Annotated in this window: 15 protein-coding genes; 1 reads left to right on the top strand and 14 read right to left on the bottom strand. The window is 68.4% G+C overall.

The window, feature by feature from the left end:
- Together VGQ44_04980 and VGQ44_04975 are read right to left on the bottom strand one after the other, a co-directional pair.
- Positions 1–624, bottom strand: coding sequence for a sulfite oxidase-like oxidoreductase (locus tag VGQ44_04980; GenBank protein HEV8446146.1), 624 nt, complete (start codon positions 622–624; stop codon positions 1–3).
- A gap of 94 nt (positions 625–718) precedes the next feature.
- On the bottom strand, positions 719–3,169 hold the full coding sequence (locus VGQ44_04975; protein HEV8446145.1) for an ABC transporter permease: 2,451 nt from the start codon (positions 3,167–3,169) through the stop codon (positions 719–721).
- A 250-nt stretch (positions 3,170–3,419) separates the two neighbouring features.
- Between VGQ44_04975 and VGQ44_04970 the strand changes: the two genes are divergently transcribed.
- A complete protein-coding gene (locus VGQ44_04970; protein HEV8446144.1) occupies positions 3,420–3,980 on the top strand; it encodes a DUF4142 domain-containing protein in 561 nt (186 codons plus the stop codon).
- Here VGQ44_04970 and VGQ44_04965 read toward each other — a convergent pair.
- Genes VGQ44_04965 through VGQ44_04910 form a run of 12 tightly spaced genes read right to left on the bottom strand, consistent with a single transcriptional unit; the run spans position 3,907 to position 13,962 of the window.
- Positions 3,907–4,926 carry a sigma 54-interacting transcriptional regulator gene (locus VGQ44_04965; GenBank protein ID HEV8446143.1) on the bottom strand — a complete coding sequence of 340 codons (1,020 nt, stop codon included), beginning with the start codon at positions 4,924–4,926 and terminating at the stop codon, positions 3,907–3,909. The two genes, VGQ44_04970 and VGQ44_04965, sit on opposite strands and share 74 nt — an antisense overlap.
- The gene (locus VGQ44_04960) at positions 4,923–6,410 is read right to left on the bottom strand and encodes a secretin N-terminal domain-containing protein (GenBank protein ID HEV8446142.1); all 1,488 of its coding nucleotides are present in this window, start codon (positions 6,408–6,410) and stop codon (positions 4,923–4,925) included. The genes VGQ44_04965 and VGQ44_04960 overlap by 4 nt, the downstream gene beginning before the upstream one ends.
- 8 nt (positions 6,411–6,418) lie before the next feature.
- Positions 6,419–6,904, bottom strand: coding sequence for a hypothetical protein (locus VGQ44_04955; protein HEV8446141.1), 486 nt, complete (start codon positions 6,902–6,904; stop codon positions 6,419–6,421).
- Positions 6,901–7,476, bottom strand: a complete 576-nt coding sequence (locus VGQ44_04950) for a GspMb/PilO family protein (protein HEV8446140.1) — start codon at positions 7,474–7,476, stop codon at positions 6,901–6,903. Before VGQ44_04950 ends, VGQ44_04955 begins: the two co-directional genes overlap by 4 nt.
- A complete protein-coding gene (locus VGQ44_04945; protein ID HEV8446139.1) occupies positions 7,473–8,684 on the bottom strand; it encodes a hypothetical protein in 1,212 nt (403 codons plus the stop codon). The genes VGQ44_04950 and VGQ44_04945 overlap by 4 nt, the downstream gene beginning before the upstream one ends.
- Positions 8,681–9,592, bottom strand: a complete 912-nt coding sequence (locus VGQ44_04940; protein ID HEV8446138.1) for a hypothetical protein — start codon at positions 9,590–9,592, stop codon at positions 8,681–8,683. Before VGQ44_04940 ends, VGQ44_04945 begins: the two co-directional genes overlap by 4 nt.
- Positions 9,585–10,127 (bottom strand): prepilin-type N-terminal cleavage/methylation domain-containing protein, encoded by a 543-nt coding sequence (locus tag VGQ44_04935; protein ID HEV8446137.1) that lies wholly within the window; start codon positions 10,125–10,127, stop codon positions 9,585–9,587. The genes VGQ44_04940 and VGQ44_04935 overlap by 8 nt, the downstream gene beginning before the upstream one ends.
- The gene (locus tag VGQ44_04930) at positions 10,111–10,473 is read right to left on the bottom strand and encodes a hypothetical protein (protein ID HEV8446136.1); all 363 of its coding nucleotides are present in this window, start codon (positions 10,471–10,473) and stop codon (positions 10,111–10,113) included. The genes VGQ44_04935 and VGQ44_04930 overlap by 17 nt, the downstream gene beginning before the upstream one ends.
- Complete coding sequence (locus tag VGQ44_04925; GenBank protein ID HEV8446135.1) at positions 10,463–10,780, bottom strand: prepilin-type N-terminal cleavage/methylation domain-containing protein; 318 nt, start codon at positions 10,778–10,780, stop codon at positions 10,463–10,465. Before VGQ44_04925 ends, VGQ44_04930 begins: the two co-directional genes overlap by 11 nt.
- A complete protein-coding gene (locus VGQ44_04920; protein HEV8446134.1) occupies positions 10,777–11,964 on the bottom strand; it encodes a type II secretion system F family protein in 1,188 nt (395 codons plus the stop codon). The genes VGQ44_04925 and VGQ44_04920 overlap by 4 nt, the downstream gene beginning before the upstream one ends.
- Before the next feature lie 23 nt (positions 11,965–11,987).
- Positions 11,988–12,461, bottom strand: coding sequence for a type II secretion system major pseudopilin GspG (gene gspG, locus VGQ44_04915; GenBank protein HEV8446133.1), 474 nt, complete (start codon positions 12,459–12,461; stop codon positions 11,988–11,990).
- Positions 12,445–13,962 (bottom strand): GspE/PulE family protein, encoded by a 1,518-nt coding sequence (locus tag VGQ44_04910; GenBank protein ID HEV8446132.1) that lies wholly within the window; start codon positions 13,960–13,962, stop codon positions 12,445–12,447. The genes gspG and VGQ44_04910 overlap by 17 nt, the downstream gene beginning before the upstream one ends.
- Between the last annotated feature and the right edge of the window lie 302 nt (positions 13,963–14,264).

Below are 14,264 nucleotides of genomic sequence, written 5' to 3'. Positions count from 1 at the left end.
TCACGGGTCGCCTTGGTACCGCTGTTCCGTCCACGGATCGCCGCGGTCGTGGTAGCCGAGCTGCTCCCAGAACCCTGGCTGGTCGCGATCCATCAGCGTGAGCCCGCGCACCCACTTGGCGCTCTTCCAGAAGTAGAGATGTGGCACGAGCAGGCGCGCCGGTCCTCCGTGCTCGGGATCGAGCGGTCCGCCGTCGAACTGAAACACGACCCACGCTTTGCCGCCCGTGACGTCGGCGAGCGGAAGGTTCGTCGTGTAGCCGCCGTCGCTCCTCGCCATCACGAACGCGGTTTTCCGCAGTCCCTTCTCTTCCGCCGCGTTCAGCAGCGTGTCGACTGAAACCCCTTCCCACTTCGTGTCGAACTTTGACCACTTGGTCACGCAGTGGATGTCCACCGTCGGCGTTTCGTGCGGGAGCGCCAGCAACTCCTGCCACGACCATCGCACCGTGTCGTCGCCACCGCGGATGGTGAAATCCCACCTGTCGAGCGGCGTGCGAGGCGTGGGGCCGGCGGAGAGCACGGGAAAGTCGCGCGTCTCATACTGCCCGGGCGGCAGTCGGCCCGGCGGTGCAGCCGGCCGCTTGGAGTGGAAACCGCGCGCGATGAACGGAATGTCGGCCATGGCTCGGACGAGTGGTGAAAGCGACACGCAAGCTACACGCACTCAAAGGGAACCGAGCCCGGTCCAGACCGCAAATCAGGCTGCTTGTCCGCTGCTATTCGGCTCGCATCGCCACCACCGGATCCACCGCCGCCGCGCGCCGCGCTGGCAACCACGAGGCCAGCGTCGCCGTCCCGGCGAGCACGACGCACACGACCGCGAACGTGAGCCCATCCAGCGCGCTCACGCCGAAGAGCAGCGCGCTCATGGTGCGCGTCGCGAGCAGCGCCCCAACCAACCCGATCGCGAGGCCGACGAGTGTGAGGCGCGTGCCGCTCCGCAGCACCAGCGCGACGACGTCGTGCGGAGTCGCGCCCAGCGCGATTCGAAGGCCGAACTCTCGGCTCCGTTGGCTCACGCCATACGAGATGACGCCGTAGATCCCGACCGCCGCCAACAACAGCGCGACGAGCGCGAACGCGCCGCACACCACGGTGTAGAAGCGCGGCTGCTCGACCGAAGCCGAGATGGCATCGCGCAACGCCTGAAGACCATAGACGGGAGCGTTTCGATCGACCGCCGCAACCGCGGACCGAATCTCGCGCTCCGCCGTCACTTGATCCGCGTTCGTGCGCACGGCGAACGACGGTCCAAACGGGAGGAGCGCGTACGGCACGTACGTCGCCGGCTCCGGTTTCGCCGACAATGACGTGTGTGTCACCGTGCGCACGACGCCGATGATCTCTCCGCGCGTGCGGAGCGTGTCTTTGGGATCGGCGGACACGGTGTGGTTGATGCCGAACGTGAGGTGCTTGCCGATCGGATTCTGTCCGGGAAAGTCGCGCGCCGCCAACGCCTCGTTGATCACCACCACCGGCGCGGCGCCGAGTCGGTTCTCCTGATCCGCGAACGTGCGCCCTCGCAGCAGCGTCATGCCCATCGTCGCGAAGTAACTCGGCGACACCGGCAGCAGCCGCGACTCGGGCTCCGCGCCCTTTTCCGGCTTGGGTTGTCCGTCGATCGTGAACGACGTCGACACGGAGAAGGCGGGAGCGCGGTCGAACGGCCGGTTGGCGGCGACGGCAACGCCGGTGACGCCCGGCAGCGCGGCGAGACGCGTGAGCACCGCCTCGGCGAACCTGTTGTCCTGCGCGTCGTACTGATACTTCGAGCCGGCGAGCGCGAGGTCGAACACGATCACGTTGTCGGCGCGAAAGCCCGGATCGACGGAGAGCAATCGCACGAAGCTCCGCACGAGGAGTCCGGCGCCGACGAGCAACACCGTTCCGAGCGCGATCTCCGTCAGCACGAGCAGCGCGCGAGTCCTGTGCGCACCGCCGGTGATTCCGCGCGCGCCGGCGCGCAGCAGCACCGAAGGATTCGTCCTCGACAAGTGAAGCGCCGGCGCCACGCCGAAGCCGATCCCGGTCACCACGGCGATGAGCGCCGAGAACGCGAGCACGCTCGCGCTCATCGAGAGATCGGTCAACCGGGGGAGACCCGAGGGACCGAAGCGGACGACAGCGTCCACGATCCAACTCGCGACGAGGATTCCGAGCGCCGTGCCCGCAAACGCGAGAACCACGCTCTCCGTCACGAACTGCCGCGCCAGTCGAGCCGGGCTGGCGCCGAGCGCGGTGCGCACGGCGACTTCCGACGCGCGGGCGGTCGCGCGTGAGAGCATGAGGTTGCTGATGTTCACGCACGCGATCAGAAGCACGAACACGACGGCGCCGAACAGCACCCAGAGCGGCCGCTCGACGCTGCCGACGAGCTGCTCGCGAAGCGGCGTCGCCGTCGCGCTGACCTTGGCGTCGTACTTCGGCCACGCTTGCGCGATGCGATACGCGATCGCGGCGAGATCGCGTCGCCCGGCGTCCAGTGTCACGCCGTCGGACAGCCGAGCGATCGCGTTGACGGAGTGATACCCGCGCGCCGTGTCGCCGACTTCCCAATCGAGCCACACGGCGGGGAGCCAGACGTCCGGCTGGCCGGGAAACGTGAATCGCGGCGGCGCGATGCCGACGACTTGATACAACGAGTCGCCGAGCGTGATTCGGCTTCCCACGATCTTGGGGTCGCCGCCGAACTCGCGGTGCCAGGCGCGGTCGGACAACACCGCGACCTTCGGCGCGTCCTTGGCATCCGAGCCGCGTTGAAAGAAGTGTCCGGCTTCTGGCGCGACGCCGAGAATGTCGAAGAACGATCCGCCGACGCGAGCACCGCTCAAGCGGACGGCAGGTCCCGATTGGCGCGTGAGCGTCTGGCTGCGCCCGGATTCCACCGACGCGATGGCGGAGAAGCTCCGCGTCTGGCGCTGAAAGTCGATGAGATCTTGCGGCGAGATCTCCTCCGGACTGCCCTTCGGATCGACAGCTTCGAGGTAGACGAGGCGATCCGGCCGCGAAAAACCGAGCGGGTTGAGCAGCACACCGTCGACGAGACTGAACACGGCCGTCGTCGCGCCGATGGCGAGGGCAAGAGTCGCAAGCACGGTCAGCGTGAACACCGGCGTGCGCCCGAACTGGCGCAGTGCGAGACGAATGTCTTGAGCGAAATTGTCCATTAGGTTGTCGGCAGGGTCGGCCGGTAGTCAATGAAAGAGCCGTACCTGTGGCAGCGCGCTGGGAGCACACGCCGAACTGGATGGCTTGCAATCGCTTACTGCGATTCGCGATTGGCGGGCATCGGTGGCGGGTCGTCCGCTCGTGGGATCCGGTGTCCCATGAGCGGACAGCGATCGAAGATCCAGTTCCGCGCCGGCGTCGTACCTCTCCTGAAAATCCAACTCAACCTCGATTCGGGAGAGCTTCATCATGTCGTTCAAACGCGTGTTCCCCGCCGCCTCCGTGGCCGCCGTCGCCGCGCTGGCCTTCGTCCTTCGCACCGGCTCCGCTTCCCCCGTCCCGGCTTCGACGCATGCGTGGGCGCTCGACGACCCGACCATCGTGGCGATCTTCGACGCCGCCAACACGTCGGACATCGAGACCGGTGAGCTCGGCGCCAAGAAAGGCTCGACGAAAGAGATCCGCGACTTCGGTGCGATGCTCGCGCGCGACCACAAGGTCGTGCGCCAACAGGGCCGCGATCTGGCGAAGAAGCTCGGCGTTACGCCGACGCCGCCGAAGGACGACGACGGCATGAAGAGCCACGCCGCGCTCATGAAGCGCCTCAACAGCCTGTCGGGCGCGGAATTCGACAAGGCGTTCTTGCAGAACGAAGTCGGCTACCACGACGCGGTGATCGGTGCGGTGACGAAGACGCTGCTGCCGGCGATTCAGAACGCGGCGTTGAAGGATCTGGTCACGAAAGTGGCGCCGGCGTTCGTGGCGCACCGCGACGCGGCGAAGAATCTGCTCGACAAGCAGGGCATGTAGGTGGGGTGCGGGGCGCGGGATGCGGAGACCCGCGCCCCTCGATTCCGTGCCGCTTCATCCGCCGATACATGGTGGCGCGATGAATCCCGAGCTCGCATGCCGCCCGTCCCGTGTCCCACGCCGCGCTCTCGAGCGCGGCGACCAACTCGCTCCGCTCGGCCAATGAGCGGGCGGGCGAGTTTGGTTTCGAGGCAGCGGCACTCCGGTTCGCGACGGCGGCGTCGATCGCCGCCGCGTCGATCATGCCGCTCGCGAAGACGCGTGCTGCTTCGAGCACCTGACGCAGCTCGCGCACGTTGCCCGGCCAGGCGCGCGTCATGAGCGTGGCCGTCGCATCGTCGGTCACGCGTGCGGCGGCACCGAGGAAGTGCCGCGCCAGCATCGGAATGTCGTCGACGCGATCGACGAGCGCCGGCACGCGCAGAACGACGCCACTCAGCCGGTGCCACAAGTCGGCGCGGAAGCGCCCGTCGCGAACCAACTCGGCGAGATCGTCGTTCGTCGCCGCGATCGGTCGGAAATCGCTCCGCGCGTCGCGCGCGGCGCCGATCGGGCGAAACACGCCGGTTTCGATCGCGCGCAGCAGCTTGGCTTGAAGCGGCAGCGGCAGTCCGCTGATCTCGTCGAAGAACGCGGTTCCCCCGTTTGCTTCGCGCAGGAAGCCCATGGCCTCGCCGATCGCGCCCGTGTACGCGCCGCGCACGTGGCCGAAGAGCGCGTCCTCGAACATGGTGTCGCCGATTGCGCATACATTGAACGCCACCAGGGCTCCGGTCCGCCCGCTCGCGCGGTGCAGCTGCGCGGCGACGAGCTCCTTGCCGCTGCCGGTCGGTCCCTCGATGAGCACGGGCAACCGCGTCGGGGCGACCCGCGCGATGAGCGCGCGGAGCTCGCGCATCGGCGCGGATTCGCCGACGATCGCGACGTCGCCGGGCCGGTCGGTCACGGTTTGATCTTCTCCGCCCGGTCGCGCAGCGGCGACGTGAGACGCTCGGCGTCGTCGTCGCTCCGGATGACGCGCGGCGTGAGGAAGATGAATAGTTCCGTCTCGGTCGTGCTTCGCGAATGCCGGCCGAAGAAACCGCCGATGAGCGGAATGCTCGAGAAGAACGGGACGCCCTCGGACTGCACGTCGTGCTCGCGATCGGTCAGCCCGCCAAGGACGATCGTCTGTCCGTCGTGCACGATGAGATCCGTGCGCACCGAGCGCGTGGAGATCACCGGCGCGTTGAACTGCGTCTCAGTCGTCGCGTTGCTCACCTCCTGCGACACGTCGAGCTGCACGGTGCCGTCGATGCTGATGGTGGGGCGCACGCGCAGCCGTGTGCCGACATCCTTGTACTGCACCACCTCATCGCGAATGCCGACATCGGACGCGGGCAACGTCCGCGATACCTGCACGAACGGCCGCTGGCTGCCGACGACGACTTCGGCCTGCTCGTCGTTCGCCGTGAGCACGACCGGCCGGCTGATGATTCGCACGTCGCCGCGTCCGGCGGCCACGCCGATCGTCGCGTCGAGATTCAGCCCGCCGAGCCCCATGACTTTGAGGGTGAAGTCGCCGAGTCCGCCGGATCCCGGGGAAAGCGCCCCGCTGCCGAGCGCCGCGCCGCCTCGGTGCGACAGGCTCACGTCGTCGGCGGCGGCCTGGAGTCCGAGGCTGAAGCTGCGGTCGCGCTGTGCTTCGACGATCAGCACTTCGATGAGCGCTTGCGGCGGCCGCACGTCGATCTGGTCGACGATCGACTTGATGAGGTCGAAGTCGGCGCGGTTGGCGCGAATGAGGAGACTGTTGGCGTGCGGGTCGGGAACGATCGTGATGTCGCCGGTGAGCGTAGCGGGACGGCCGCCCGAAGCCGGCGACGACGACGGCGAAAGCGTGCCGGCATCGAGCGGCGGCATTTGGTTGGCGCGCAGCTCGTCGGCGAGAGTCCTCGACTGCGACGTGTTTTGGATTTGGCCGAACGTACCACGCCCGAACAGCGTGTTGACGTTCGACGCAACGTCGGCCGCGCGGGCGTGTTTCAGCGCGATGACGAAGAGCTCCATGGTGGCTTGCGGGCGCGCGGCAGGCGCAAAGCCCGTCGTCGCCGGCGCCGCCGATCGCGACGCGGGCGACATTTCTTTGAGCCGCGCGCGATAGGTGCCGGAGGCGGTGTCGCTCACGAGCTCGTAACCCTGCGCGTCGAGCAGGCCGCGCAGGTAGCGCACGACGTCGGCGCGCGGCACCGGGTGCGGCGTCTCGAGCGTCACCTGTGGACCGGCCGTTGCGCCGGCGAAGATCACCGGCCGGTCGAGATACTGCTGCATGATCTGCACGGCCGATCGCAGTTCGGTGGCGACGATGCGAATCGTCACGCTGTCCGACGGCGCTTGCGGAACCTGCGCCTGTCCGGCGGTGGCCGCCATGACGACGGCCGTCAGCGTCATGAGGCTTCTCACGTCCCGCCCTTGAAGACGAGCGACCACGTCGTGTCGGGACTCTGCACCACGACGGCGTCGCGTGTGACGCTCCGAATCACCAGCTTGTCGAAGCGCGTGCCGGGCGTCGCGATCGTACCAGGCGGCTGGCCGGGAATTCCGTCGATCACCGCTTGCCACGGCGGACCGCCGATGATCGCCTTGAGCACGAGCGTCGGCCGCATGACGGGCACCACGGGACCAACCGCCTCGCCGTCGGCGGACGGATCGAATCGCACCGACGCAGGCTCGTTCGCCAGCCGAAACGGATCGTTCGACACGACCCCCTCCTCGGCGTCCGCGAGAGCGCTGTCGCCGAGTGGTTGGTGTTGGGCAGGGTTCGCCAGAGGGATGGTGCGGCGGAGGAGCGTTGGCGGCGAAGCCGCCCGCCAGCGAAGTGCGCCCGCCGCGAGCGCCATCGCCGATCCGGCCACGAGAAGCGGTGTGACGATCGCTTGTCTCATGACCGTCGCGATACTCCGCTCCGCACAAGGCCGGAAACGAGCACGTCGAGTCGCAGCGCCTCCGCTTTGCTTGACGGCGCCATCGGATCCGGCGCCGTGACGGACAGTTCTCGCACCGCCAGCGGATTTTTCGAAATGGCGATCGCGTGGAGAAGAGACGCCAGGCCCGCGACGTCAGCGACGCCGTTCAGGCGAACGGAGACTTCGGTGAATCCATTTGACGTCACGCTGTCCGATCGCAGCTGGATCGACGAGACTCGCACCGAGCACGAGTCGGCGAGATCCTCGAGCGTGGAAGCGAGACGGGCGACCGCTTCGGACGCGCCAAGCGCCGTTGGCACCAGAGAGTCGATGGCCTCGAGCCTCGCGCGGCGTGCGCCGAGAGAGTCACGCGCGGCCCGGAGCTCGCGCGGGTCGACGGAGGCGGCGACGACGAGCTGGTTGGCTCGAAGCGAGGCGGCGGCTCGATCGCGTTCCCACGCGGCGACAGCCGGAGCGCCCTTCGTGGCCGCGAACAAGCTCGCGATCACGCCCGCGCCAACGATCAGGGTGCGCCGGTCTCGTGACGTCATCGTCGTGGGCGTTGGTGCGGTGACAGCCGGCGAAGCCGGATCGTCGCGCGTTCGAGCGACGCGTGTTTGCCCGCGTCGCGCATTACCGAACCAAGTATCCGCGGCGAGGTGACCCGCTCCGCGTGCGTCAGCTCCGTGACCGCGTCCGCCGCGTTGGGTGTGAGAATCGAGAGACTTACCTCGACCGAATCGACGTGCACGCCGAGCACCGCGGTCGACTCCGGGAGGACGCGCGCAAGCTCGGCCAACACGAGAGGAACGTCCCCGCGCCTCGCGACGAATCGATCCACCTGGTCGAGCGACGCGGTGATCGAGCGGAGGTTGCCTTCGACGCTCGTCGCCGCGGCTCGTATCTCACCACGTTGCTCGGCGAGGCGCATCGCGCGACGGGCATCGAGCGATCCGCGAATTCCGGGCGCGAGGAGAGCCGCGACGATCGAGAGGGTGAATGTCGCCGCCGAGGCGACTAAACGCAGTCGCGCCAGCGACCGAGCCTTTCGCGGATCCGCGGGCGGGCGCCACGCGAGCGAGTGGTTCGGCGAACAATTCGCCGCGGCGAATGCCGCCGCGTAGTGGCACGCGTCCGCACCGATGGAACGAATTGCCGTCGGCAAGTCTTCCGGCATTTCGCTCGGTTCACTGGTCGCCTCGGCGCGCGCGCGACGAAATTGCCGAATCGTCCTGGCGTCAGCGATGGTGAATTCGGCGACCACGTCGCCATCGACGACACGGTGCGAACCCGGTGGAAGCGCCGCGAGCATGGCCACCGGCTCGGGAACGAACGCGACAGCTCGCAAGCCGTTCTCGCGAAGCCCGTCGATGGCATCGTCCACGAGCGTTCCATCGAGCGCGGCGCTCCACGCCGATCCGTCGTCGCCCCGTTGAACCTTCGTGACGACGAGTCGCGGCGACGAGCGCAGAAAAAACGCGGCGACGTTTTCGCGCACCAGTGTCGACGCGAGGTCGGCGCGCATCGTCGACGGCAAGCCGCCGATTTTCTTGATTTGCGCATACGAGACGCCCAGCGCGACCACGACGCGAATGCCCGACCGGCGCTTCGGCGCCGCCGACACCAGTTCGGCGACCGCCGCGCGAACGCCTTGACCTTGACCACGCACGACCCGTCCGCGCCATCGCACGCCGCCGCGTTGCACGATGACGGCGGCGCACTCGGCACGGGTGATCGAGATACCGAGACGCGTCGTCATGGATCACTCCGCACGGACACGAGCCGCGCGACGTTCCCGTCGCGTGTGAGCGATAGCCTCAGCGACGACGCATTCGGCGGAGAGCCGCTCGACGCGCGCACGGTGAGAATCCACGCGTCGGGCGTCGGCGTGGAGACGTGCGCGGCGTCCGCGTACCGCGCCAACAGCGAGTCGGCGGATGATCGTGAAACCAACCCGACGACGCCGAGCAAGTCGCCGATCGGCTCGCCTTGCTCACGAAGCCGCGCGATCGCCTCGGCGGTCTCGCGCGTGACGCCCGGAACGGACATGAGTACGGTGACCGGCGCCGTCGCGAGCGAAACCCGGCCGCCGTCCGTACCGAGTACCGTGTCGAAATCGGCGAGACGCTCGAATCCACGGATACGGGCCAGCTCGCGCACGTCGGCGAGCGGACCGTTCCGCGGCGGCTCGCGTTGCTGAGCGAGGTACCAGCTTCGCTCGGCGCCCGCGCGTCGCGCGACCTCGTCCGAGTCTCTCCAGTCCGCGAGGGCGTCGACCATCTCGCGAGATCTGGTCTCGGGAGCGCCGAGCCCCGCGAGGAGACGCGAGATCATCTCGTCGGACGCCGTGTTGGCGTCGAGGCGCGTACCGGCTGCTTCGAGCTGAAGGGAACACGGATGCTCGAGCGTCAGCACACGCGGCAAACGGCGATCGAGGGTTTGCCAGACGGCGGCTGCGTCGCGGTCGTCGCCCAGCAGGGCGTCGATGGTTGCCCTCGCGCGCGACGCACAACCGTTCGCTGTCCAGTACGCGCGCTCCAGCTCCGTCCGGTTGCGCGACGCATGCACCGCGAGGCGGCCGACCAGCGCGCCACCGGCGGTGACGACCGCGGCGACGGACATCACCCAGAGCATCGTGATCATCGTGAAACCGCGGCGGCTAGTCACGGCGCACCTGGACCGGGAATACGATCGTGTCCCTGGCCGACACGAGCGCGACGGCCGCGGGAAGCGTCGTCGCGGACGACCAGCGCGTCGCCCACGCGGTATCACGCGGATTCGCGTCGAGATATCGCCACAAGCGCCGCCCCGCGTCGCGGCGCAGCGTCAGCGACCCGCCGACCGACAGGTCGGCGACGACGGCGCTGCTGTCCTCGCGATCGTCGATCGCGAGCGTGGCGTCGCACGGCTCGGACCATCCACCGGGCGTATCGCATCGCGTCTGGAATGACACGGAGCGTTCGTCGCCGGCGAACTTGCGCATCGTGTCGTTACTCGCGTGCGCCTCGACGATGAGTCGGCGAAGAACGCGCGCGCCGTTCGACTCGCGGTCGCCGCCGGCGCCGCGTGCGATGATGCGCGCCGTCTCGTCGTTGACTTGATCCAGCAGCAACACTCCACCCAGCATCGCCGCTCCGGTCATCGAGAGCGCGAGAATGAGCTCGAGCAACGTGAACCCTCTTCGGTTACGGCGTGAGGCCACGGCTGGAATCAGGACGGTAGAGAGCGGTGCGCAGCAGAACGGCGGAGGTGTCGGACGCGGCGACCGCGACGTCGAACAGGTCCGGTGATGTTTCCGTGACGGTCGCGCTGAACCCGGCAACGTCATGGCGGCCGAGTGACGCGAGCAGGCTCGCGCGATCCATCGCCGCCAGGCGGTCGAGAACGCGCGACGCGCCTCGTGTCTCCTCCTCCGCGTCTCGCGTCGAACGCATCGAGCGGCTGGTTTGGCCGAGCAGCGCGACCATCGCGACGCCGCATACGGCGAGCAAGACGAGCGCGACGAGCACTTCGACGAGCGCCGACCCGCGCCGCGTGTCACCGCGCATGCGACGGTCTGCCTGTGAGTCGATCCGCGTCGAGCAATCCCCCCGAATCGGCGACGACGGTGCCGTCGGGTCTGACGGTCGCTGAGAACGCGCGTCCGTCCCGCACGAAGCGAACGACGATCGCGCGCGACGAATCGACCGCGACGCGAAGACTCTCGGCGAGGATCGCGCGCGGGTCGTTCGGCGCCGGCCGGTCGAATCGGCGAACGGCCAGCACGGCCACGCTCGCAATGACGCCGAGTACGGAGAGCACCACGAGCAGCTCGACGAGCGTCGTGCCGCGCAGTTCGCGAGGGTCTCGCGTCATGCCGGGCGCACGCTGTAGATGGCCTGGAGCAGTGCCGCCGCGATCACCGCGACCACGCCCGCGAAGAGCAGCAAGAGCGATGGCTCGAGCATTCGCACCGCGGCGCGGATCGCCTGATCGACGCGCTGTTGTTCGATGCGCGCCGCGTGCGCCAACATCGACGGGAGTCGCCCCGACTCCTCACCAGCGCGCACGAGACGAAACGCCGTTGGTGTGGCGGCGTCGTTGGCCTCGAGCGAGTGCGACAGCGATTGGCCCGCTGCGATTCCGGCGCGCGCGCGCCGGAGTCGTGTTTCGAGCTCGGCATCCGACGCCGCGCGCGCTGCGAGATCGAGCGCCGTCGCGATCGGCACGCCGCTCTCGAGCAACGCGGAGAGCGAATGCGCCATTCGCGAAGTGGCGGCGGCGCGTCTGATCGAGCCGACGGCCGGCACCGCGAGCAGAAAGCGGCACCATCGCAAGCGTCCGGCGTCCGTGCGAACCCATGCCCGCCACGAGGCGAAACCGACCGCGCCAAGAATCAGCATGGGCAGCGCGGCCACGCGTCCGAGCTCCGCGGAGCGCAGCACGAGCCGCGTGGACGCGGGGAGCGTTTGTCCAATGTCGCCGAGGATGCGCGCGAACCGCGGGAGGACGACGGTGACGAGCATCGTGATCGCGAGAACACCGGCCACCGCCACGACGAGTGGATACGCTAGCGCAGCGCGCACCGCGGCGCGCATCTCGGCGGTCGCTTCGGTCAGATCCGCGGCCCGACGAATCGCCGGCCCGAGACCGGCGCCGGCCTCGCCGGCCTGCGCGATGCCGACCACGAGACCAGGGATTTCGACCGGCGCGTTCGCGAGCGCGGCGGCCAACGTTCTGCCTTCGCGGACGGACTGACGGATGTGCGGCAGAGAATCGCGCCAACCGCGGGGCGCAAGCTCCTCGAACGCAAGGAGCGCGCGCCCCGCGGAAAGTCCGGAGTCCAGCAGGTCGCCAAGCATTCGAAGCCCGAGCGCGAGGTCGCGCGGTGACAGCGGGGCCCGCCGTTGGGCGTGAATGCCGCGCGATTCGATCGACAACACGAGCAGGCCGCGCGACGCGATCACATCGCGGGCGTCCCGCAACGACTCGGCGGCGATCGTGCCGTGGTCGAGCGACCCGTCGCGCGCGACGGCGTCGAAAGCGAAGAACTGCTGCATGGGTGCCGAGGAGGTGCTGGCGGCTACTGATGAACCGGGCCGTTCCACGACGTGATGTCCGCGTCCTCGCCCTCGCCGCCCGGCTTTCCGTCCTTGCCGAGCGTGTAGAGATCGTACGAGTTCGGATTCGCGACTCCGGGCGCGGAGTAGGCGTACGGCCGCCCCCACGGATCCGTCGGTACGAGCTGGCGGAGATACGGTCCCTTCCAGTTCGCGGGCGGTGTTCCGGACGCGGGCAACGTTCGAAGCGCCTCGAGTCCCTGATCGGTCGTCGGAAACGCGTCGTTGTCGAGGCGGTAGGCGTCGAGCGCGAGCGAGAGGATCTGGATCTGGCTTCGCGCGCTGTTGCGACGAGCCTCGCCGACATTGCCGAAGAGCGCCGGCGCGACGATCGCGGCAAGCGTGGCGATGATCGCGATCGTGACGAGCAGCTCGATCAGGGTGAATCCGGCGCGCGCGCGCGTGCCGAGCGGCGTCGATCTATGCGTGAATGACACGGGCGACCTCTTCGACGGTGGTCACGCCGGCCAGGATCTTTTGCCAGGCGTCGGAGCGCAGTGACGTGAGGCCGGCGCGCGATGCGTGAGCGTGCAGCGACGAACGCGGTTCGCTCGCCGCGATTGCGTCGCGCAGCGCGGTGTCCACGCGCACCAGCTCGAAAACGCCGATACGCCCACGAAAGCCGGTGCCGCGACAACCGCGGCACCCCGCGCCGCGAGCGAACGCGGGCGGCGTGGTAGACGCGACGTCGCAGACGAGCGCCAAATGCTCCGCCGAGGGACGGTACGACACCCGGCAGTCGGGGCAGACGCGCCTCACGAGGCGCTGCGCGAGAACTCCCTCGAGCGTGGCGGCGATGAGATACTCGGGGATTCCGAGGTCGACGAGACGCGGGACGGCGCTGATCGCGTCGTTCGTATGGAGGGTGCTGAACACGAGATGGCCCGTCATGGCCGCCTGAACGGCGATCTCCGCCGTCTCTCGGTCCCGCATCTCTCCGATCATCACGACGTCGGGGTCCTGACGCAGGATTGCACGCAGCGCCGCGGCAAAACTGACGCCCGCCTGACGGTGTACCGGCATCTGTGTGACCCCCGAAACCTGATACTCGATGGGGTCTTCGACGGTGATGATCTTCTCGATGGAGGCGTCGCGCCGAGCGAGCGCCGCGTATAGGGTCGTGGTTTTGCCGCTGCCGGTTGGCCCGGTGACGAGCACCAGACCGTGCGGGGCCTCGGACAGTTCGGTCATGACGCGCCAGACATCCGGTGGCATGCCCAGCGAGTCCAGTCCGGCCGGTCGTCCGCCATGGTCGAGCAGGCGCAAGACGAGACTTTCGCCGTACATGGTGGGCACGGTCGACACGCGGAGGTCCAGCTCGCGCGACTCGAGGCGGACGCGAATCCGCCCGTCTTGCGGGCGCCGGCGCTCCGCGATGTCCAACTCGGCGAGCAGCTTGATGCGCGAGATGACGGCATGATGGAGGTGACTCGGCGGTTCCGGAGCGGGTGCCAGGACTCCGTCGACGCGGAAACGCGCCGAGAGTCCGCTGCGCGTCGCTTCGAGATGGATGTCGCTCGCGGCGGCGTCGTAGGCGTCGCGAACGAGGAGGTTCACGTAGCGGATGACGGGCGGCTGGTTCGCCAGATCGCGTACGTCGGTAGCCAGCGCGTCTCCCGACGCATCGCCCCCGGCGTCGACTCGAGCCAGTTCGACGTTGCGATCGGAGCGCGTCACCAAGCGCTCGATGAGAGCTTCGAGCTGCGGCCGCTGGGTCGTCTCGATGACGAAGCGCCGTCCGTACGCGAAGGCGATGTCGTGAGCCCCGTCGAGGAGCGAGCCGTCGGTCGCGGCAACGATCAGCGCTCCGTCGTCGGTCACGGCCTTGGGGCAGAGAGCGTGGTGCGCGAGAAAGTCGCGCGAGAGCTCAGGAGGCAGCTCGAGCAATCCCAGCAACGGGGCGTCGGCCGAGGAAACGTGGGCGGCGACGTTGCTCACGAGCACGTCCTCCCGTCTGTAGGCCGGGAACCGGGGTGTAACGTTTTGTTAGAGCGGATTGCCAGGCTCGGTCGCGGATTGCCGCGGTCCGGCACAGGGCCAAGATGGCCAACTCCTTCGCGCACCGTCATTCGAGAAGTGGTATGAGACTGGCCCTAGGATGGGGCCGTCTCCGCGCTCGCGCGTCATCCGAGCATTGCTTACGGTGTAGTAAAACCGCTATGTGGATAACGTCACATTTCGGCAGTGTCCATGACACAAAGGGACGATTGATCGAAGTCCCGGCCCCGCCGATATATGGC

The sequence above is a fragment of the Gemmatimonadaceae bacterium genome, assembly GCA_036003045.1.
Classification (GTDB): Bacteria; Gemmatimonadota; Gemmatimonadetes; order Gemmatimonadales; family Gemmatimonadaceae; genus JAQBQB01.
Note: the sequence above shows the minus strand (reverse complement) of the source record. Positions and strands in the feature narration are given on the sequence as shown.

Coding starts and splice junctions, on each gene's coding strand:
- VGQ44_04945 (HEV8446139.1), bottom strand. CDS start 8,684: ATGACGACGCGTCTCGGTATCTCGATCACCCGTGCCGAGTGCGCCGCC.
- VGQ44_04955 (HEV8446141.1), bottom strand. CDS start 6,904: ATGAGACAAGCGATCGTCACACCGCTTCTCGTGGCCGGATCGGCGATG.
- VGQ44_04960 (HEV8446142.1), bottom strand. CDS start 6,410: ATGACGCTGACGGCCGTCGTCATGGCGGCCACCGCCGGACAGGCGCAG.
- VGQ44_04930 (HEV8446136.1), bottom strand. CDS start 10,473: ATGCGCGGTGACACGCGGCGCGGGTCGGCGCTCGTCGAAGTGCTCGTC.
- VGQ44_04925 (HEV8446135.1), bottom strand. CDS start 10,780: ATGACGCGAGACCCTCGCGAACTGCGCGGCACGACGCTCGTCGAGCTG.
- VGQ44_04920 (HEV8446134.1), bottom strand. CDS start 11,964: ATGCAGCAGTTCTTCGCTTTCGACGCCGTCGCGCGCGACGGGTCGCTC.
- VGQ44_04950 (HEV8446140.1), bottom strand. CDS start 7,476: ATGACGTCACGAGACCGGCGCACCCTGATCGTTGGCGCGGGCGTGATC.
- VGQ44_04980 (HEV8446146.1), bottom strand. CDS start 624: ATGGCCGACATTCCGTTCATCGCGCGCGGTTTCCACTCCAAGCGGCCG.
- VGQ44_04970 (HEV8446144.1), top strand. CDS start 3,420: ATGTCGTTCAAACGCGTGTTCCCCGCCGCCTCCGTGGCCGCCGTCGCC.
- VGQ44_04975 (HEV8446145.1), bottom strand. CDS start 3,169: ATGGACAATTTCGCTCAAGACATTCGTCTCGCACTGCGCCAGTTCGGG.